Genomic DNA, 21,389 nt, shown 5'->3' on the forward strand with positions numbered 1-21,389 from the left:
AACTGACATAGCACACCAGAAGACTTAAGCCTTAGTTATTGCCAGGATATGTTATTGAGGAATTTATTGGCTAATGTTCCTAATTAAAGATAAATCATGGTAATCTTCTGCCGATTTTAACAAATACAAGAATCAAGCAATTATGGCTACAATTTACGACGTTTCTGTGTTGGCTGGTGTGTCTCTCGCAACGGTATCGCGAGTGATGAATAACAACACTAAAGTCAGCGACAAAACACGCCAAAAAGTATTAGATGCGATGGCCTCATTAGGTTATCGCCCGAATACCATTGCCCAATCGCTTGCTTCAAACTGCTCAAATAGTATTGGTGTTCTCGTCTCACAATTAGATGGTCCTTTTTATGGCCCGATGATGACAGAAATAGAAACCGCGCTGCGCAGTGCCAATAAACATGTGATCATTGCTGCTGGTCATGCCGATGAAGAACAAGAAAAAGACGGCGTGGATTTTTTAATGAGTCGCGGCTGTGATGCATTAATTTTAGATGTAGAAGCCGTATCAGATGAATTTCTGCTCCAACTGCACAAGGGCAATACCCCTATTGTATTGATTAACCGTTATATTGATTCAATGAAAGAAAATTGTATCTTTCTTGAAAATGAGCGCGGGGGGCATATGGCTACAGATTATATTTTGTCTCTTGGCCATAAAGATATTGCCTACATCTCTGGTCCTATGTACAAACGCGACGCCAGAGATCGCTTGCAAGGCCATCAAAGAGCCCTTTCCGAACATGGACTCATGTTTGATCCCGCGTTGTGGTTTGAAGGTAACTTCCGTGAGTTTGGCGGTAGTGATGGTATGCGTCATTTACTGTCTTTGAAGAAACACTTTACTGCTGTCGTGTGTGCAAGTGATCAAATGGCATCCGGCGCTATTGCGGTGTGTTTAGAACAAGGTATTCGAGTACCTGAAGATATCTCTTTTATCGGTTACGATAACATTCCGTTTCCACAGTACATATCACCCAAACTCACCACAGTCAGCAACCCCATTAACGAAATGGGTAAAATGGCTGCACTTTGGGTTTTACAACACGTATATAAAAGTGAAAAAGTCGATGTAAATTGCTCTTTCTCACCCGAGTTGTTTGTCCGCGACTCCGCCAAACGCATAAAGTAACTACTGGTTAATCTTGCCATTAACCAGTAAAAAAGAAGCTTATGCTGAAACAAATGACGCATACTCCTCTTAAACGGTTAAGTTACAACTTTTGTAAATAACCGTTTTATGTACAAAAATTCAATCACAAATCTTTCCCGCAGAAAACTCAAATTATCTCAACGAACAAACTCACCCAAGAAAGCGCTTACATATTTAACAACATTCCATCATAATTACTTTCTTATATAATACATGTAATTACAACAAAATTGCGCTTTGATAAGATCGTTAGGTTAACAAAATGTTGTTATTTATGGTCATTTTGATTGACTCAGATCACAAATTGCACTAGGTTTATGTAAGCGCTTACATAAACCAATCAAACTCAATGTGACGCTATTGGAAAATAATAAATCGGTTTGCGCATTCTTTCGTAAACTATTAGAACAAGTAGAATCTAGTCAATGGGGATTTCCTAGATGAAAACAAGAACATTTACCAAAACTAAGCTAGCGACAAGTTTATCGCTTGTACTTGGTTTAGGTTCAATGATGCCTGCACATGCTGCTGAAGATGCTGGTGATGAAAATATTGAAGTGATTCAGGTTACGGGTATCCGTGGCAGTTTAGTCAAGTCAATGGATGTCAAACGCAGTTCAAATGGTATCGTTGACGCAATTAATGCAGAAGATATTGGTAAGTTTCCCGATAGTAATTTAGCGGAATCTTTACAACGCATTTCAGGCGTATCAATTGACCGTCAAAATGGTGAAGGCAGTAAGGTAACAGTACGTGGTTTCGGTCCAGACCGTAACTTAGTGATGCTAAACAATCGCCAAATGCCTACCACTACGGGTTCTCGCTCATTCGACTTTGCTAACGTCGCCTCTGAAGCGATCAGCGCAGTGGAAGTAGAAAAAACCAGCCAAGCGAAAAACTCTACAGGTGGCATCGGGGCAACAATTAACGTGTTAACCCAACGTCCACTTAATAATCCTGGTCAAAAAGCCTCATTTGGGGTTAAAGCCGTAGATGATACTTCTACAGATCAGGGTAGCATTACTCCTGAATTATCTGCTTTATATTCAAATACTTTTGCTGATGATAAGTTTGGTATCTCAATCTCTGCCAGTTATCAAGATCGTGAAAGTGGTAACCAACAAGCGCAAGTGGGTACTGGCTGGCGCAGCTTTCCTGGCAGTGTAGACCAAGACTGGAGCGGTTCACCTGGTGCCAACCCTGAATGGGGTGGTGTACCTAAAGATGCCAACCAAATTAATCGCCCAGGCGATAGTGATGTTTATTCTGTACCACAAACCACCATTTACCGTTTTGAAGAACAACAACGTAAACGTACAAACGGACAATTAGTACTTCAATATGAGCCTATTGATTCGGTTCGTACCACACTTGACTATACCTATATGCGCAATGATGTCGATACTCAGTCGCATGACGTATCAGCATGGTTTAACTTCGTACCGACTCAAGAAAGCACTTGGTCTGACGGCCCAGTATCTTCACCATTAGTTTATTCTGAAAACTACCCAGGTGGTGGTGCAGACTTATCAATGGCTGCAGGTGATTTTGGTACTCGCGATGAAGGCGGTTCATTGGGCTTCAACGTGGAATGGGATGCAAGTGAAAAGTTGTCTTTAGAACTTGATTACCATAATTCATATGCGGAGCGTTCACCAAATAGCCCTAACGGTAGTAGCAGTAACTTAAGTACTGCGGCGTTTATCCGTACGAGTGCTGCCACTGACTTTACTGGTGAAGTTCCCGTATTGGCCGTTGGTAACGGTAATAATGTTCGTCCTGAAGATATGCGTATCACAGGTTCTGTATTTGGTAATGCTGTAAACCGTTCTGAAATAGAACAAGTACAAATTTCAGGTACTTATGATTTTGAAGACGCGGGTAGCATTGACTTTGGTATTGCCTCGACTGAAGTAAACAATCACTCTCAATCAGTTAACGTACAACGTAATGACTGGGGTGGTGTTGGCGCCGCGGGTGATTTAGATGCGGCATGGTTCCCTGCTGGCACAGTTCAAGATAAGTTTGATGGTTCAAAAGGTAACTTTGGTAGCTATGAAGGTAGCGCTTCAACAGATCCTTTAAACACGATTTTTCTATGGGACTTTGAAGCTGTACGAGCTCGCGCTGCAGAGTTATATGCTTCAAGTGCAGTAGGTGATTGTGGCAACGGATTCTGTCCATCAACTGACTATGCTAGTGATACCGACCGTTTTACAGAAGAAACATCAAAATCTGCTTATTTACAATATAACTACTTTGGCGAAATTGGCGACATGCCATTTGATGTTCACTTAGGTCTTCGTTATGAACAAACAGATGTCGAGTCAACTTCAGCTGTATCAGAATTTGGTAGCGCAACATGGATAGCGGAAACAGAAATTGCAGTTAACCCTACAGGTGAACGTATTTTCCTTACTGAAACAGGTGATTACGATTACTACTTACCAAACGTTAACTTCAATATTGAAGTCGTAGAAGATGTGTACGTTCGTGCAGCCTACAGTGAAACCATTGGTCGTCCTGATTACACCTCTATTCAAGGCGGTACAGTTGTAGGCACATTGGCTAACCGTGGTGGTGGTAGTGGTACTAAGGGTAACCCAGGTTTATTACCTCTTGAGTCGACTAACTACGATATTTCAGCTGAGTGGTACTTTGACCAAGGCAGTTACGCCTCGGTAGGTTACTTCCGTAAGGATGTGACTAACTTCATCGACAACGGTGTGGTTGAATCAAATATTTATAACATTCCCGATCCATCACACAGTGCTTATGTGAATGAAGCAATTGCTGCGGGCCAAACAACGGCTATCGCTCAACGTCAGTGGATTTATGATAACTACGGTGCAACAGATCCAAACGTTACCATTAACCCTGCTAACGGCAACATCGAAATTACCGGCAACCCAGGTGATGATGATTTACTGTTCTTAATCAATCAACCGACCAATGACAGCGAAAGCTCAGTTATTGATGGTTGGGAGTTTGCAGTACAGCATTTCTTCGGTGAAACTGGTTTTGGTATGCAAGCTAACTACACCTTAGTGAATGCCGGTGATAGTTATGATAATGCTAACTTAAATCGCCCTGGTGATTTACCACAAAATGTAGAAGTTGGTATCAGTGATACTGCAAACATTGTGGCAATGTACGAAAACTACGGTGTGACCGCTCGTGTTGCCTGGAACTGGCGTGATGAGTTCTTGAATGCTACGGGTAATGGTACGGGTGCTAACCCTCAGTATACCGAAGCATACTCGCAAGTTGACTTCAGCATTGGTTATGACATACCTCAAGTTGAAGGCTTAACTGTCTTCCTTGAAGGTTTGAACATCACCAATGAAACAACTCGCGTACATGGTCGTGCAACTGAACAGGTCTTAAACTACACCCAAACTGGTGCTCGTTATGGATTAGGTGCGCGTTACACCTTCTAAAACTTAGCTCATTCAGTTCTGTCCAATTGAATGAGCCACTTTTCCCTTTAGGTCGTTTGAGGTGGCCACAACCACCTCTTTTTTTTACATGGATAATAAAACTCGGCAATAGGGATGTTGCCTATTTTTTTAAATTCGAAACAATCAAATTAACACTTGAAAGTGCTTACATTTTAATGAATTCTAAACTAACCAATGTTTTAACGTGCTTAGTGAGTTCATTAACCTGTGAGTATTACAGCACCATGCTGATGCCAAACATAAGCACCAAAACAAAATAACAAAGCAGTAACGGTAGGCAGAGTCCATGCAAAAAGCAGTAACCAAAATAGTCATCGTCGGTGGTGGCACCGCAGGTTGGATAACTGCGGGATTAATTGCAGCCGAACACAATGCTGATAATGGTCGTCTCTCCCCTTCTCCTAAATTAGACATCACCTTGATAGAATCTCCCGATGTACCCACTATTGGTGTAGGTGAAGGTACATGGCCATCGATGCGCTCAACCCTGCAAAAAATAGGGATCGATGAAACCACTTTTTTACTGCAATGCGATGCTAGCTTCAAACAAGGCTCACGTTTTATTGACTGGCAAATAGCATCTAACCACGCTATTACAAGCAATATGCCAAATGGACTGCACAGTTATCTGCACCCTTTTACCCTACCCATTGGTGAACCACAATTTGCTATTGCCCCTTTTTGGCTACCACACAAAGATCAGGTCAGTTTTGCTGATGCGGTTTGCCAGCAAAATAAAGTCAGTCAACTGGCGTTGGCACCGAAACAAATTTCCACACCTGAATACAGCTTTATCAATAACTATGGCTATCATTTAAACGCAGGTAAATTCAGCCAATTATTACAGCAACATTGCACTAAAAATTTAGCGGTAAAGCATATTACCGACCACGTCACGGATATTGTTCTGGTGGATGAAACAACACAAACAGATTTACCAAAGGGTGATATTAGCCATGTGCTAACTCAGCAACACGGGCAAATTCATGCCGATTTATTTATTGATTGCACTGGCGTTAAGTCTTTGCTGCTGGGTGACAAGTTAGCCGTACCCTTTATTAACCAAAAACATGTATTGTTTAATGACTCTGCACTTGCGATACAAGTCCCCTACGCCGACGATAATAGCCCTATCGCTTCTTGTACTCATTCAACGGCACAAACAAATGGCTGGATTTGGGACATTGGTTTACCTACCCGTCGTGGTATTGGCCATGTTTATTCGTCATCACATACAGATGACGATCAAGCTTTGCAGCAACTTATGGCCTACCTAAAACCTGATTTAGGCACAAAAGCAGCCGACATATCGCCACGAAAATTGAATATCACACCGGGTCATCATCAGGTATGTTGGAAAAATAATTGTGTTGCTATCGGTATGGCAGCAGGGTTTATTGAACCACTTGAAGCCTCGGCCCTTGCGCTTGTGGAATGGACAGCAAAAGCCGTCGCAACCCAATTACCGCAGACCCGCGATACTATGGACATCATAGCCAAAAGGGTTAATCAACAATTTCAGCATCATTGGCAACAAATTATTGAATTTTTAAAGCTACACTATGTGATTAGCAACAGAAGCGACAGCGACTATTGGCACGACCATAGAACGGCCAATTCAATACCCACTGCATTAACAGAGCAGCTGGCGTTATGGCAACACCAAGCCCCTAGTCAGCATGACTTTATCTATCGCGAAATGTTGTTTCCGGCGGCGAGTTATCAATTTGTGCTTTACGGCATGCAATTTGATACCCGACCTCAGGTTCAACTTAAACCGTCAATGAAGCAACAGGCACAACAGTTATTTACCGAAAACAGCCAAAGAGCCTCTCGTTTAAGCCAGGTATTGCCAACCAACAGAGCGCTGTTAAACCAACTAAAATTAAACGGTTTTTCAAAAATATAGTACTCAGGGCTTTAATGAATTAGCACAATAGTCAACGCTCAAAATAACAATAAACATAAATAGGACAACAACATGACCCAACATGTATTACTGAACAGTGTGGAACACAAAGACCTAAAAGTGATCACTGACCGCTCAGCAAAGTATGGTGACAATGTATGGTATTCGGTCACCTTCCCGCTTGAATTTCGCAGTGTACAAGCTCACTACCCTATCTTTTTCCAGAAGGATGCTACTACGGGTCAATTTTACGCTGTCGCATTATTTGGGTTTAGAAATGAAGATAACCTGTTTTTAACTGACAAGGGTTGGGAGGCATCCTATGTTCCACTGACATTACGCCGCCAACCATTTTTGATCGGTAAACAAGTGGTACGTGAAGATGGCATCGAACAAGAGCAACATGTCATTCATATCGATATCGACCATCCTAGAGTCAATAAAGAGCAAGGTGAAGCTGTATTTCACCCTTTTGGCGGCAATACCGATTACTTAGATGAAGTTGGCGATATGTTAGCTGCAATTCATCAAGGCTTGAATGATAGCAAAGTATTTATTGATGTATTACTTGAGCATGATTTGTTGGAATCATTCACTCTCGATATTGAATTAGATAACGGTGAAAAACATCAAATGATTGGTTTTTACACCATCAATGAAGAAAAGCTCAATATGCTAGAGGGCGCTGTACTGGCAAAACTGCATGAACAAGGCTACCTACAAGCTATTTACATGTCGATGGCGTCTCAATCTAACGTGCGCGATTTACTAGACCGTAAAAATGCACAGCACCAAAATAGAAAAGCATGATGGAGAAAGGGTTGAATACCAATACCACATCAGATGCTGAACTCAGGATGCAAAATTGCGTACCTGAGTATACTGATTGCACACTTGATCAACTATATCAACGAATAGAAAGTGCCGACACACCAATGGTTTTTAAAGGTCTTTGCCGTCACTTTCCACTCGTTAAAGCAGGGCTTGAATCAAACAAAGTTGCAATGGATTATTTGTTACAACACTACGCAGGTCAGCCTGTCACCGCATATTATTTACCGCCAGAACAGCAAGGGCGTGTCTTTTATAATGAGCAGGTTGATGGCTTTAACTATCAAGCTGGACGACTCGATTTAGCACAAATATTCCAGCGTTTACAAACTGAATCACAACAACAAACCCCAGCAAGTGTGTATATGGGGTCAACCAATATCCAACAATATTTCCCTGGCCTTTTTGCAGAAAACTGCTTGCAGTTTTCACAAGTTAATCCGATGGCAAATATTTGGTTAGGCAATCAAACCCGCGTGGCAGCACACTTTGATTTCCCACACAATTTAGCCTGTAACATGGTCGGTAAACGCACATTTACTTTATTTCCCCCAGAACAAATTACCAATTTGTATATTGGTCCGATGGAATTTGCTCCCGGCGGCCAAGAAATCAGCATGGTCAATTTTGACCAGCCCGATTATAACCAATTCCCTAAATTCAAAGATGCACTTGCGGCCTCTTTTACCGCAGCACTCGAGCCCGGTGACGTGCTATTTATCCCAAGTATGTGGTGGCACCATGTACGAGGTGTTGACGATTTTAATGTACTCATTACCCATTGGTGGCGTGATACCCCAGCATTTTTGGGACGCCCCAATAATGCCCTATTGCACAGTATGCTCAGCCTGAGATCATTGCCAAAAGCGCAGCGCAAAGCCTGGAAAGCGTTATTTGATTATTACATTTTTGACCACGATGAAGTTGATGAAAGCCATATCCCTGATAATGCCAAGGGCATGCTCACAAAGCCGATTGATGAGTTAAATGCGCGAAAATTACGCGCCGACTTAACCAATAAATTAAAACGCTAACTGAATAAGAATAAACATACCCCAGAGGTAACCCTAATGAAGACAGCAATAAAAAAAGTAGTCATTGCCGGTGGCGGCACAGCAGGATGGATGGCCGCTGCAGCGTTAACAAAATTGATGGGTAAACACATTGAAGTAGTATTAGTCGAATCGGATGATATAGGCACTGTGGGTGTTGGCGAAGCCACTATACCAACGTTGCATATTTTTCACCGCCTATTAGGTTTAAAAGAACAGGACGTGATGGCGGCAACCAACGCCACATTCAAGCTAGGCATTAATTTTGAAAACTGGCACGACGTAGGAAAAGATTACCTGCATTCATTTGGTTTTTTAGGAAAAGACTGCTGGGCTTGTGGTTTTCAACACTTTTGGCTTAAGGGCAAGCAACAGGGTATGGTCAGCGAAATAGGCGACTACTGCACCGAACATTTAGCTGCTCGTCAAGGCCGCTTTGCCATATTACCGAATCAGGACTACAACCACGCTTATCATATGGATGCCAGCCTCTATGCGAAGTTTTTACGTAAAATGGCTGAGGCTAATGGTCTGACTCGAATTGAAGGTAAAATTACTGATGTACAATTGCACAACAGTAATGGCTATATCAAAGCGCTTCAGCTTGATAATGGCGAAATAATTGAAGGCGATTTATTTATAGATTGCACTGGCTTTAGGGCGCTACTGATAGAACAAACCTTAAATACTGGTTTTGATGATTGGAGCCATTACTTACCTTGCGATAGCGCGATTGCCGTGCAAACAAAATCAGTTAATACCCCATTGGCTTATACCCGCTCAATTGCACGTGAATCAGGTTGGCAATGGCGGATCCCTTTGCAAAGCCGTACAGGTAATGGTTTTGTATTTTGCAGTAAATACATGACAGATGAGCAAGCCATCGACACCTTAATGGCCAACATTGAAGGCGAACCCCTTAATAAACCAAGAGTGATCAAGTTTAAAACAGGATCACGCCGCAAACACTGGAATAAAAACTGCGTGGCTATCGGCCTATCATCGGGATTTTTAGAGCCTTTAGAATCCACCAGCATACATCTTATTCAACGTAGTATTGTGCGATTAATGCAGCAATTTCCTTCTCAGGGCATTGATGACACAGACATCAACGAATTTAACCAACAACTTAAGTTGGAAATGGATAATATTCGCGATTTCATTATTTTACATTACAAAGTCACCGATCGAGAAGACAGCCGTTTTTGGCGTTACTGTAAGAACATGCCTATTCCTGCATCACTGCAGCATCGTATAGATATGTTTAGCCAGACGGGTAAAGTGTATAAATACGGCAATGAATTATTTGGTGAAAGCTCATGGATCCAGGTGATGATGGGCCAAGGGATTATGCCAAAAGAGTATCATCCAATTGTGGATATGATGGAAAAAGAAGAATTGGCAAGTTTTTTAAATAACATCAAATCAACAGCAAAGCGTAAAGTAGAAACCTTACCGCCACATTTCGATTTTATTAATCACTATTGTAAATCAAACATTGTGTAAATAACCTTGAGTGAACAGCAATCAAGTTACTCATAACCAACAAGGATAGAGACCATGTCGTCCATTACGACTAACTCGAATCATGTTAATCAACAGCAAAACACCACTGACAGTATTATCAATGTCAGTGGTATAAAGCCCGAGGTTTATTCTATCGGCCAAGAGCAGACGCCTGTGATTATTATCGACAACTTTGCTGATGATTTATCCACGTTACTGGATATTGCTCGTCAACAGGTCCAGTTTACAAAAGATGACGGTTCATACTATCCGGGCGTACGCGCCCCACTACCTCAACGCTATGCTATTGAAGTCATCAATCAGGTGTTTCAGTTGATTTATGATGTCTATCGTGTTCCGCACCACTTAAGGATTAAACCGCAAATTTTATCGTTTTCGTTAATTAGCCAAGCACCTGACAGTTTAATGCCGCTGCAGCGTTTACCGCATTTTGACACACCAGAGCCGTACTATTTTGCTATATTGCATTATCTTAACGATGGACCTCATGGCAATACCGCATTTTTTAGGCACAAAAATACCGGTTTTGAACGAATTAATGAAGCCAGAATGGAGCACTACTTTACATCAGCAAAAGCATTTTTAACTGACCATGCTAAGGACACCCCCGAGTATTTTGTCAAAAGTGATCAACATTACGACATTTATCATCAAATCGAATACCGCCCTAACCGCCTAGTCATTTACCCGGGCAACATGCTGCATTCAACTTTAGTCGATTTACGCACAGATATTGATGATAACCCTAATACCGGCCGCCTCACTGCCAACATCTTTATAAATTTCAAATAACAAAGGGAAAAGTTATGATTAAGGCTTACAACGTTTTAACTAAAAACAAAATGAAAGCGCTTACAGTCAGCCTTGCTACCTTCTTATGTTCAGGTATGCTCAATACAGCATCGGCGGCTCACCCCAGTATTACCCCGCAAACAATACACAGCCTAAGCGTGCTACCTGACAGTGAAAAACAGCGTATTGGTGAGCGCATAGCAAATGTGGAAGCAGAAATAAAACGCTTATTCCCCTTACTCACTTTAGAAGAAAAAATATCGCTAGTTCACGCTGCGGGTAAGTTTCATATACCCGCAATTGAACGCTTGGGTATCCACGAAATGTGGATGTCTGATGGCCCCCACGGCGTACGCTACGAAATTGATCGAGACTCATGGGCCCCTGCGGGTTGGACAAATGACTATTCCACATATCTGCCCCCCCTTACCGCCGTTGCTGCAAGTTGGGATGAACACATGGCAAGCTTGCATGGCAATGTATTAGGTGCTGAAGCACGTCACCGGAATAAAGACTTAATTCTTGGCCCTGGAGTAAACCTTGCTCGTCTGCCGCTATATGGACGCAATTTTGAGTATATGGGGGAAGACCCATTTTTAGCGTCAAAACTTGTGGTGCCAACAGTAAAAGCGATTCAAGCTAATGATGTCGGCGCGACAGTTAAACATTATGCATTAAATACCCAAGAGCTTAACCGCATTGGCGTGAATGCCACACCCGATGAACGCACCTTACGTGAAGTGTATTTACCGGCATTTGAGGCGGCGGTAAAACAAGCTAATGTGCATGCTATTATGGGAGCCTATAATGAATTCAGAGGCACAAACGCTAACCAAAGCGAACACTTAGTCAACACCATTTTAAAAGGTGAATGGGGTTATCAAGGGGTACTGTTAACTGACTGGAATGTTGACATCAATACCTATGATGCTGCTATGAATGGTCTTGATATTGAAATGGGCACTGATGTGGCAAGCTTTGATGATTACTTTATGGCAAAGCCACTCTTAGAGATGATTAAAAATGGCAAAGTACCTGAATCTGTTTTAGACGATAAAGTGGTTCGTATTTTAAGGGTTCAATTAAGTATCGGCATGATGGATAAACAACGCTTATCTGGCGAACGTAACACTGATGCCCATCACCAAGATGCCCGCACCATAGCAACCAATGGGGTTGTATTACTTAAAAATGATAACCAGGTTTTACCTTTACAGGCCAATAAAATAAGCAACATATTGGTACTTGGGCCCAACGCCGATAAACGTCATGGCTTTGGTGGCGGGTCTTCTGAAGTAAAAGCATTGTATGAAATGACCCCGCTTGACGGCTTAAAAGCTAAATTAGGCGATAAGGTCAAGATAACCTTAATGCGTCCTGCTAGCAGCCAATTTATGCCCATTCCAAACGACTACCTCACCACGCGCCACTGGACAGGCACGCCATCTTGGCAAATAAATTATTATCAGGATGCTGCAATGACGCAGCTAGCAAGTGAATCCTGGATAGCCGACCCGCAATTTGATGCCAAAGGGCAAACACAGTCGCTAGAAATAAAAGCCAATATCAAACCTATGGCTACAGGTAATCACAGTTTCAACATTAAGGCAGATGGGCAGGTTGCGCTGTTTATTAACGACAAACCGTTAATTTCTCCATCAAAGGCACACGCAAATAAGGTCATCTCTAAATCCATGCCATTAGTGGCTGGAGAAACTTACGCAGTCAGTTTCCGTTACCAAGGCGATAAGCAAGCCACCTTAGGCTGGGAAACACCCAATAGCTTAAATAACAGCGAAAGTGAATATTTAGCGGCAGCTAAAAAAGCCGATGCAGTGATTTATTTTGGTGGGCTTAGTCATGCTGATGATAGAGAGTCTATCGATAGACCAAACATGGTATTACCCGGACAGCAGGATGAAGTGATCTCCAAATTGCTTAGCGTAAACCCGAATACCATAGTGATGATGATTGGCGGCTCAGCAGTAGAAATGCCCTGGGCCAAAGAAGCTAAGGTATTACTTTGGGGGTGGTATGGTGGCATGGAGGCCGGCAATGCTTATGCCGACATTTTGTTTGGTGACGCAAATCCAAGCGGAAAAATGCCCATCACGCTGCCGAAAAAGCTGACCGACACGGCTCCCATAGCACTAAACGATTACAATGCTGAAACCTCACGGTATAGCGAAGGCGTTTTCATTGGTTATCGCTGGTTCGAACAACAAGACATTGAACCTGAATTTCCATTTGGTCACGGCTTGTCATACAGCCAATTTAATTATACTGACATGAGATTATCCAGTACCAGCATCCGTGACAACAATAGCTTAAAGGTGTCGGTAAACATCACTAATACCAGTAAAGTAGATGGCGCTGAAGTGGTGCAGTTGTATCTACGAGATATGGATTCTAGTGTGCCCCGCCCCATAAAAGAACTAAAAGGTTTTGACAAGGTTTGGTTAAAAGCGGGTGAAACCCAAACGGCACAGTTCACTTTAACTCAACGAGACTTGTCGTTTTGGGATGTTAAAAGTAATAATTGGTTAGCAGAATCTGGGGAGTTTGAAGTCATGCTTGGGGCTTCGGTTAATGACATAAGATTAAGCAAAAAATTCGACTACCAAGCGACAAAATAAAGACGATTGAGAAATGCTATAGTCAAAAAAGCCGGCCTATTTGCCGGCTTCTTTGTAAGGTTATCTTATGCTATTTTGGCTAAGATTCATTTAATACTTTCTGCTCAGCATCAGCAATCATAGTGCTCAGCTTACCGGTTTTAACTAACGTTTTAATAGCGTTATCGATAATAGGGGCGAGTTCTTTACTATTGGGGTGAATATAAACATAAACGGGTTGCGTTTTTATAGTGGCAGATTGCACCGTCAAAGTATCCGCGTATCGTTTATTAATTGTCGCCATACCATCCATATAACTTGCAATGACAACATCGACTCTTTTCTTATTGAGTAAGTCCATCATCTTTTCTGTTGTTGCTGAATAAAATACTTTTTTAGGATTAAGCCCCAGATTTTGAGTATGTTTAACACCCGTTAATACGCCGACATTTAATTCAGCGATATCCGCCACAGAGGTGATGCTGAACTGAGTATCTTTTCGAGTAAAAAAAGCGGTTTTAATTTCATAATAGGACGTAGGCACTCGGATAAAGTCAGGATTATCTTCGCCATAACGCCATACTCGCATAATCTCACCACTTACCTGGCCATCGCGCATACTACGTTCGGCTCTTGGCGCAGGCAACATCTCAATATCGCACTGTAATTTTTGGGTAAAGCAAATTTCTTCTAATATGATTCTCCCAATATTTTGAATCGACGAGTCTGCCACCCCCACAAAATGGGTATTATTATCGTCACTAAAAGCTTGGGGACTCACAACCAGCACACAGGCGAATAGCGCAGCGGTTAGTTTATTCTTACAATATCGATATGATTGAAATGGCTTAAATAATATAACCAATGCATCCTTCATCGGGAGGTCTCTTTTTGTTTCGCAACGTCATTACCTTTAGCGGTTGAAATACCTGCTGTCAAATTAAACCGCATAGCATCCTCAAAAGACCAGTCTACATTGATAAGTTCATCACGTTTTACCAAGGTTGTTATGCCAGCAACCTGATAGCTAAGTTGAAATAATACTGGAACCCAATCCCCTTCAGGTAATGCATCGGTTAACGGCTGAGGTGTATTATCGCTCATTATAAAACCAACAACATACCCTCCACTTGCCTGTTTAACAAGCACTGTTTTTTGTGTTTTCGGTTTACCGTCGCGATTCATTAAACCAGCGATATCTCGAATGCTGCCATAAACAGATTTAAACAACGGAAATTTCATGAGTTGGCGTTCTAACCAACCATATACCCAAACTATCGGACTTACGGAGAACAATAAACCAGCAATAAATACAATCACAGCAACTAAAATAAATCCTGCGCCAACGAACATAAAGGGTGCGCCAAGGCTGTTTAACAGCAATTGGCCAAGGCCATCGAGTGAAATAAACAGTGACCAAAATAACCAGATAGATAACACCATAGGTAATAAATTGGTTAAGCCACGCGCTAAAGTATTCTTCATAAAATGTCAGTTTCTTGATTGAAGTAAAAATTCCCCGTCATTAAAGCAAATAAAAACGCCTTAAGCGATAACTTAAGGCGTTTTAAACAGGATTACGAAAACTTGCCAATAATTGTTGCCAGTTTACTGATGTAAATCCTTTTCCATATCTTCGTATGATGTATGACGAACATCTTTACCCTTAACGTAATAAATAATGTATTCGCAAATGTTTTTACAGCGGTCACCGACGCGCTCAACAGCACGTGCGGCCCATAACACATCAAGTACACCCGGAATGGAACGCGGATCTTCCATCATATATGTCATTAACTGGCGAATAATGCCCTCGTATTCTTTATCTAACTTGGCATCTTCTTTGTGCAATTCAAATGCTTGCTCTGCATCCATACGGGCTAACGCGTCTAAAGTAGCATGTAATGTACGCGTGGCATGACGCCCCATACTTTCAATACTCACTAATAACGGCTCTTGGCTTTTAGCACGTTTATCAACAGCGGCTTTAGCAATACGTACACACGCATCACCAATACGTTCTAAGTCGGTAATGGTTTTTGAAATCGCTAAAATTAAGCGTAAGTCACTTGCTGCAGGTTGGCGTTTAGCAATGATGCGAGTACATTCTTCATCAATTGCCACTTCCATGCCGTTAACTTTATGATCACCATCAATAACGGTTTTTGCCAGTTCGGCGTCTAAGCCCGCTAAGGCATCAAGCGCTTGCTCTAATTGACGCTCAACTAAACCACCCATCGCCAACACGCGGTTACGAATATCATCAAGTTCTGCGTTAAATTGACCTGAGATATGTTTGTTTAAATTCATTTTTTCCATGTTAATAACCTTAAGCTAAAAATACTGAGTCGAGTTTATGACCTGATCTAAAATGGCGATCTATTCGAAAATTAACCATAACGCCCAGTAATATAATCTTCGGTTTTACGCTTTTTAGGCGTGGTAAATATGGTATTGGTATCGGCATATTCAACCAGTTCACCCATGTACATAAATGCAGTTTGATCTGATACTCGTGCCGCTTGTTGCATGTTGTGCGTTACAATCACCACGGTATACTTTTCTTTAAGTTCAGTGATTAACTCTTCAATCGTTAAGGTTGAAATAGGATCAAGTGCTGACGTTGGCTCATCAAGTAATAACACTTCAGGTTCAATGGCTATGGCACGTGCGATAACCAAACGTTGTTGCTGACCACCAGATAACCCAAAGGCATTATCGTGCAAACGATCTTTCACTTCGTCCCAAATTGCTGCTCCACGTAATGAGCGCTCTGCCGCCTCATCCAGCTCTCGACGGTTGTTCAACCCCTGTAACCGTAAACCATAAACCACATTTTCATATATTGATTTTGGAAACGGATTCGGGCGTTGAAACACCATACCCACGTTACGTCTTAAGGCTGCCACATCGACTTTTTTATCATAAATGTTTTGACCATGAAGCAATATTTCACCATCAATTTTACAGGTGTCAACTAAGTCATTCATTCGGTTTATGCAACGTAATAACGTTGATTTACCACAACCACTGGGGCCAATAAATGCCGTCACCTGTTTTTTAGGGATCTTCATCGACACATTAAATAACGCCTGCTTTTCACCGTAACGTAAATCTAAGTTACGAATTTCTAATGCAGTATCCTGTGCGGGTAAGTTAGCTAAATCTACAGTATCTGTTTGCATGTTTGAACGATCAATCGAAATCATTTTTTCTTTCCTCAGGATATCGCTATTAGTGTTCTAGCGAACGGAATTTTTCACGTAAATGGTTACGCACGCTAATTGCAGTTAAGTTTAACGCCACAATTACCGAGACTAATAAAAATGAGGTGGCGTAAACTAATGGACGCGCAGCCTCAACGTTAGGGCTTTGAAAGCCTACGTCATAAATATGGAAGCCCAAATGCATGAACTTTCTCTCTAAATGCACAAATGGAAAATTCATATCTATTGGCAATGTCGGAGCCAGTTTTACCACACCAACTAACATTAAAGGCGCGACTTCTCCAGCGGCTCGGGCAACAGCAAGAATTAATCCGGTCATAATTGCTGGGCTTGCCATTGGGATCACAATGCGCCACAGGGTTTCAGCTTTAGTTGCGCCTAGCGCAAGACTACCTTGGCGAACCGCACTAGGGATCCGGCTTAAACCCTCTTCAGTTGATACAATAACCACTGGCAAGGTTAAAATAGCTAATGTCAATGCTGACCATATCACCCCTGGTGAACCAAAGGTTGGCGCGGGTAATGCTTCTGGGTAAAATAATTGATCGAGTGAACCACCAAGCATATAGACGAAAAAGCCTAAACCAAATACCCCATACACAATAGATGGCACACCGGCTAAATTGATCACCGCAATGCGGATCATTTTAGTTATAGGGCCTTTTTTAGCATATTCATGTAAGTATATCGCCGCAACTACCCCAAATGGTGTCACAATCACGGCCATTAACATCACCATAAATACGGTACCAAAAATTGCCGGAAATACGCCACCTTCAGTATTGGCTTCACGTGGGTCGTGGCTAACAAATCGACCTAATCCCGTAAACCAGTGGCCAATTTTGCCGATAAACGACATGTGATTGACATAGTTAACATCTAATATACTGTCTAACTTCAAGGTAACTTCTTCGCCGCGCATGTCGCGAATAATCACCGAGTCACGTGCCGCTTTATCTCGTAAAGCGAATAACGATTTTTCTAGCACTAAATAGTCTTGATTCAGCTTGGCAATACCCGCTGCAATTTCGGCTTTACGTTCGGCCGTTAAGTTATTTTCTAATTCGTATTTGCGCTCTTTCAAGCGCAAACGTTCGATTTCATAGTTAATTGAGCCGATATCACTTTTCTGCAGATCTAGTGCTTCATTACTGATATCCACAGCACGATTGATATGCTCAATCAATGAGGTTTCTAGTGCCCCGCCCTCTAATGCTAAGCGCTGACCATCTTCAATTACCGCAATAGGATAACCATAAAAATTGCCGTTTTTGGTACGTTCAAACTTAGCCACATCCGCTGGAGTGCTGCGACTAACGATATCGGTTGCCAATATCCAACGAAAATCTAAGCCGACAAACTCACGGTTACCTGTTTTCACTAAGTAACGCGTCACAAACTCACCTGGGTGTTGGTTAAATTGATGTCCCGCTGAAATCAAGCGCTCTGTGGGCACTTCTTCACGGTCATAAATTTCACCAATAAGCGTGCTTTTATTTCCCTGTTGATCCTGTAACTCCCACTGATAAACATCTGCAGGCCAAAAGTAACTTAGACCACGCCATGCAATCAGTAACAACAGTCCTAGTACGGCAATTAAGCTGATACTCACAGCACCGCCAGTCATCCATATCCAGGGTGAACCTGATTTAAACCACTTACCCATTGCATAAACCTCTTAAGACGACTGCTGAAATTGTATTGATAAATGTCATCATCATTCCTTAAAGTGAGCTGTAGCGGTCACGTAAACGCTGACGGACAACTTCGGCAATCGTGTTGAACACGAACGTGAAGATAAACAGAACAAATGCCGCTAAGAACAGCACACGATAATGTGATGAACCGATAGCCGATTCAGGCATTTCAACAGCAATGTTAGCAGCCAGCGTTCTCATCCCTTCAAACACACTCCACTCCAAAATAGCCGTGTTACCTGTTGCCATCAGTACAATCATGGTCTCGCCTACTGCGCGGCCTAATCCCATCATAATTGCCGAGAAAATACCTGGGCTGGCAGTTAATAACACCACACGAGTTAAGGTTTGCCAGTTAGTTGCTCCCAGCGCCAAACTGCCGTTAGACAAGTGACGTGGTACGGAGAAAATAGCATCTTCTGCGATAGAGAAAATCGTAGGAATAACCGCAAACCCCATCGCAATACCCACGACTAACGCGTTACGTTGGTCGAAAGTAATACCAAGGTCATTGGTAATAAATTGGCGGGTATTTCCATCAAAAAACATCACTTCAATGGTTGGGCTAATTGCAAACGACAACCAACCTACAAAGATAATAACTGGAATTAACATTAACTCTTGATAGGTTTCAGGTAAGCGTTGTTTCCACTTTTGCGGTAATTTACTCCAGCCAAAGGCGCTGACGAGAATCGATGTAGGCAGTAAAAACAGCAGTAATAAAATACCAGGCAAGTGATCTTCAATCAGCGGTGCTAACCATAACCCCGCTAGGAAACCTAAAATAACCGTAGGTAAGGCTTCCATAATTTCGATGGTCGGTTTAACAACATTACGCACTTTAGGCGTCATAAAGTAAGCGGTATAAATTGCGCCAGCAATCGCTAGAGGAACAGCAAATAGCATCGCATAAAATGCGGCTTTCATGGTACCAAACGCCAATGGCATTAAGCTTAATTTTGCTTCAAAGTCATCAGAACCAGAAGTTGACTGCCACACGTATTGCGGCTCAGGGTAACCTTCGTACCACACCTTTTGCCACATAGCGCTCCAAGAAACTTCTGGGTGGCTGTTTTCAACGGCAAACAGGTGTAATTTTTTGTCAGCTTCAATGATTAATGCGTTTGAGCGTGGGCTAAACGACATTAATCCCGGATTTGGTAGATCGAATTTCTCGTCAAATAACTCACGTTGACTGGTGGTATAAAGCAGTGTGAGTTCCCCCTCAGGGCTTAACACTGCAAAGCTTTTACGATAAAACTCAACCGCCATGGTGTCTATCGGCGCTAAATGATCAAATTCTCGAATGTGCTGATACAAACGGCCATTATCGCTGTTGACCTGAAAGTATTGACTGACAACCCCAGTGTTATAACTCACCAGTATTGAGCTTGCTCCTGCCAATAAATTAACTTGTTTAACAGTCGCCTCACCTCTTGTAACATCAACAACCTGTAATAACTCAACAGATTCGGCATCACGAATATCATAAACATACAGCTTATTAGCGGCAGGTAAAATCAATTGACGGTGATCGGGCGTCATTAAAGGTGTTAGTGATTTTGACGGCGCCTCTTCAATGGCAGAATGATAAGCAGTCCATTCGACTTCTTCTGTCATCATATTTTCTTCGCCATCTTGGCGATTGATATTCCAAACACCATTTTGGTCTTGGAACACGAAACTCATGCGGCTATCTGAATAATCAAAAGCTAAGTGATACACTGCGCCATTGGGATTAATCAATAATGGCTTATCGTTTAAGTATTGCACTTTAGGGGTGATTAAACGTTGGTTATCAGGATAAGTGACATTGAAATCAATACCAACAACGACAACCTCACCGCTGCTTAAGCCTAATGCAATGCGCTGCTCGTTTGGACTAGACTTCACACTACTAGTCACGGTAGTGCCTTCTGGGATCTTAATCGTATGAGATGAAATAAGCTGGTTAGTTACTGATGAGTAAAAGTCAATTTGACCATTATTGGCAACACGAAAAAGCACTTCATTTTGCTCGTCACTTCCCACCATTAATGTGGGTGAATCAGTATGCTGAAGCTCAACTTTTGTAACGGGTTGAATATCAGCACCATCAAAAATGGGTTTAATAACATAAAGCAGATAGAAAAAAATCAACAATAACGCGACAAACACCATAGTGCCGCCAACCGTTACGCCAATTTGTGCTGCCTTATCCTTAAATGCCCTACGGGTTGCATAGCGATCTACGAGTAGACTTTTAGCCGCAGAACCAGGCTGACTTACCTGACTTTCCATTAAGAACCTCTATATTTAATCATTCACTAGCATTAGCGCTTTGATTGTGTAAATTACTGTGTTAACAATAAATAATTCAAAACAACAAATCATTTATTATTAACCCAATGATAAGTGGCTGCGATTATATTACGTAAAGATGACAGTAGTGTTACAGTCAACGGTTTAATTTTTTGTAGGAGAAAACATTTATGATGCGATATTTAGTCACTCTGCAAGCACCTGATAGAAAAGGTTTAGTTGAACAAATTGCCAATGCGGTTAGCCGAAATAATGGTAATTGGTTAGATTCAGAAATGCGTCATATCGACGGTATATTTGCGGCAATATTACAATTAGAGCTTCCACTGGAAAAATGGGATGAACTGGTCGATGCCCTTGAATGCATAGAGGGTTTATCACTAACCTACTCGCAAGCCAGCCAAGTGGCGCAACCCATTAAGCATGTAAGTTATCAATTAGTTGCCTATGACCGTCCTGGATTAGTATTGCAAATTTCCAATAGCCTTAACGCATTAGGGGTAAATATTGAGCAGTTTAGTAGCCAGTATGAAACCGCTGGTCATACCGGTGTCGCCTTGTTCAGAGCCAATATGCGCTTAGGGCTAACTGAACTGACTCAAGAAGAGCAAATTATCGAACAACTTTATAAAATGGGTGATGATGTTGTGCTTGATAAAGTCAGTAAGGCAACGGCTTAGTCGCTAAATAACTGCTAAAATGAATTGAAAACACGATTTACCCTCGTAAATAAGTACTCATTAGGATAAACAAGACTATTTTCGAGGGTTCCTCTTTAACCTCTAGTTAACACCTAAAGCACAACATACTGT

Annotated in this window: 15 protein-coding genes; 9 read left to right on the forward strand and 6 right to left on the reverse strand. The window is 41.9% G+C overall.

Annotation, left to right across the window (positions count from 1 at the left end):
- The first annotated feature begins 142 nt into the window (after positions 1 to 142).
- The 8 genes from NE535_RS00760 (at position 143) to NE535_RS00795 (ending at position 13,373) form a co-directional block, all read left to right on the forward strand.
- Positions 143 to 1,144, forward strand: a complete 1,002-nt coding sequence (locus NE535_RS00760) for a LacI family DNA-binding transcriptional regulator (protein WP_261296786.1) — start codon at positions 143 to 145, stop codon at positions 1,142 to 1,144.
- 461 nt (positions 1,145 to 1,605) lie between these two features.
- Positions 1,606 to 4,605, forward strand: coding sequence for a TonB-dependent receptor (locus NE535_RS00765; protein ID WP_261296787.1), 3,000 nt, complete (start codon positions 1,606 to 1,608; stop codon positions 4,603 to 4,605).
- A 307-nt stretch (positions 4,606 to 4,912) separates the two neighbouring features.
- Entirely contained in the window at positions 4,913 to 6,535 is a 1,623-nt protein-coding gene (locus NE535_RS00770; RefSeq protein WP_261296788.1) for a tryptophan halogenase family protein, read from the forward strand.
- Positions 6,536 to 6,607: 72 nt separating this feature from the next.
- The gene (locus NE535_RS00775) at positions 6,608 to 7,345 is read left to right on the forward strand and encodes a SapC family protein (RefSeq protein ID WP_261296789.1); all 738 of its coding nucleotides are present in this window, start codon (positions 6,608 to 6,610) and stop codon (positions 7,343 to 7,345) included.
- 11 nt (positions 7,346 to 7,356) lie between these two features.
- Complete coding sequence (locus tag NE535_RS00780; protein ID WP_425347429.1) at positions 7,357 to 8,400, forward strand: cupin-like domain-containing protein; 1,044 nt, start codon at positions 7,357 to 7,359, stop codon at positions 8,398 to 8,400.
- Between the two features lie 36 nt (positions 8,401 to 8,436).
- Positions 8,437 to 9,924 carry a tryptophan halogenase family protein gene (locus NE535_RS00785; protein WP_261296790.1) on the forward strand — a complete coding sequence of 496 codons (1,488 nt, stop codon included), beginning with the start codon at positions 8,437 to 8,439 and terminating at the stop codon, positions 9,922 to 9,924.
- Positions 9,925 to 9,978: 54 nt separating this feature from the next.
- On the forward strand, positions 9,979 to 10,737 hold the full coding sequence (locus tag NE535_RS00790) for a DUF6445 family protein (RefSeq protein ID WP_261296791.1): 759 nt from the start codon (positions 9,979 to 9,981) through the stop codon (positions 10,735 to 10,737).
- 14 nt (positions 10,738 to 10,751) lie between these two features.
- On the forward strand, positions 10,752 to 13,373 hold the full coding sequence (locus tag NE535_RS00795) for a glycoside hydrolase family 3 C-terminal domain-containing protein (protein WP_261296792.1): 2,622 nt from the start codon (positions 10,752 to 10,754) through the stop codon (positions 13,371 to 13,373).
- A gap of 79 nt (positions 13,374 to 13,452) precedes the next feature.
- Here NE535_RS00795 and NE535_RS00800 read toward each other — a convergent pair whose 3' ends face one another.
- The 6 genes from NE535_RS00800 to NE535_RS00825 form a co-directional block, all read right to left on the reverse strand.
- Positions 13,453 to 14,229 (reverse strand): substrate-binding periplasmic protein, encoded by a 777-nt coding sequence (locus tag NE535_RS00800; protein WP_261296793.1) that lies wholly within the window; start codon positions 14,227 to 14,229, stop codon positions 13,453 to 13,455.
- A complete protein-coding gene (locus NE535_RS00805; RefSeq protein WP_261296794.1) occupies positions 14,226 to 14,837 on the reverse strand; it encodes a DUF502 domain-containing protein in 612 nt (203 codons plus the stop codon). Before NE535_RS00805 ends, NE535_RS00800 begins: the two co-directional genes overlap by 4 nt.
- Positions 14,838 to 14,960: 123 nt before the next feature.
- Complete coding sequence (phoU, locus tag NE535_RS00810) at positions 14,961 to 15,671, reverse strand: phosphate signaling complex protein PhoU (RefSeq protein WP_261296795.1); 711 nt, start codon at positions 15,669 to 15,671, stop codon at positions 14,961 to 14,963.
- A gap of 71 nt (positions 15,672 to 15,742) precedes the next feature.
- Positions 15,743 to 16,561 carry a phosphate ABC transporter ATP-binding protein PstB gene (pstB, locus tag NE535_RS00815; protein ID WP_261296796.1) on the reverse strand — a complete coding sequence of 273 codons (819 nt, stop codon included), beginning with the start codon at positions 16,559 to 16,561 and terminating at the stop codon, positions 15,743 to 15,745.
- Positions 16,562 to 16,586: 25 nt separating this feature from the next.
- Positions 16,587 to 18,245 carry a phosphate ABC transporter permease PstA gene (gene pstA / locus NE535_RS00820; RefSeq protein ID WP_261296797.1) on the reverse strand — a complete coding sequence of 553 codons (1,659 nt, stop codon included), beginning with the start codon at positions 18,243 to 18,245 and terminating at the stop codon, positions 16,587 to 16,589.
- A 58-nt stretch (positions 18,246 to 18,303) separates the two neighbouring features.
- Positions 18,304 to 20,556 carry an ABC transporter permease subunit gene (locus NE535_RS00825; protein ID WP_261296798.1) on the reverse strand — a complete coding sequence of 751 codons (2,253 nt, stop codon included), beginning with the start codon at positions 20,554 to 20,556 and terminating at the stop codon, positions 18,304 to 18,306.
- A gap of 191 nt (positions 20,557 to 20,747) precedes the next feature.
- On the opposite strand from NE535_RS00825, the gene NE535_RS00830 reads away from it, so the two are divergent.
- On the forward strand, positions 20,748 to 21,257 hold the full coding sequence (locus tag NE535_RS00830; protein ID WP_261296799.1) for a glycine cleavage system transcriptional repressor: 510 nt from the start codon (positions 20,748 to 20,750) through the stop codon (positions 21,255 to 21,257).
- Positions 21,258 to 21,389 lie beyond the last annotated feature (132 nt).

The sequence above is a fragment of the Shewanella holmiensis genome (assembly GCF_025370255.1).
In the GTDB taxonomy this organism is placed as follows: Bacteria; Pseudomonadota; Gammaproteobacteria; order Enterobacterales; family Shewanellaceae; genus Shewanella; species Shewanella holmiensis.